This is a genomic window from Rhodoferax sp. U2-2l (assembly GCF_020594515.1).
In the GTDB taxonomy this organism is placed as follows: Bacteria; Pseudomonadota; Gammaproteobacteria; order Burkholderiales; family Burkholderiaceae_C; genus Rhodoferax.
Map to the genome: position 1 here is coordinate 1 of NZ_JAJCTH010000045.1, position 277 is coordinate 277.

General features: G+C 60.3%; 1 protein-coding gene. It reads right to left on the reverse strand.

Translation table 11 applies throughout. The features are described from left to right. A partial coding sequence (locus tag LHU53_RS19605; RefSeq protein ID WP_227334469.1) for an IS66 family transposase occupies window positions 1-277 on the reverse strand: 277 nt, incomplete at both ends.

Sequence of the window (277 nt, forward strand, 5' to 3'; positions counted from 1 at the left end):
TGGCATGCTCCCCGGCACGGCTGTCGCAGAAGTCATAGACCACTGCCTTGGTGTCCTCAAAGGCACCAGCAGCATAGGCCCACAGATAAGCGCGGTGCGTTTTACCGGTACCGGGCTTGAGCATCTGCACCGGCGTCTCATCGGCATGAATCACGCTGTGGCTGAGGATGTCAGCCTTGAGTGCATCAACCAAGGCTTGCAACTGCACCCCACAACTGCCCACCCAGGCGCCCAGTGTGGAGCGCGGTATGGCTACACCAGCACGACCAAAGATGGC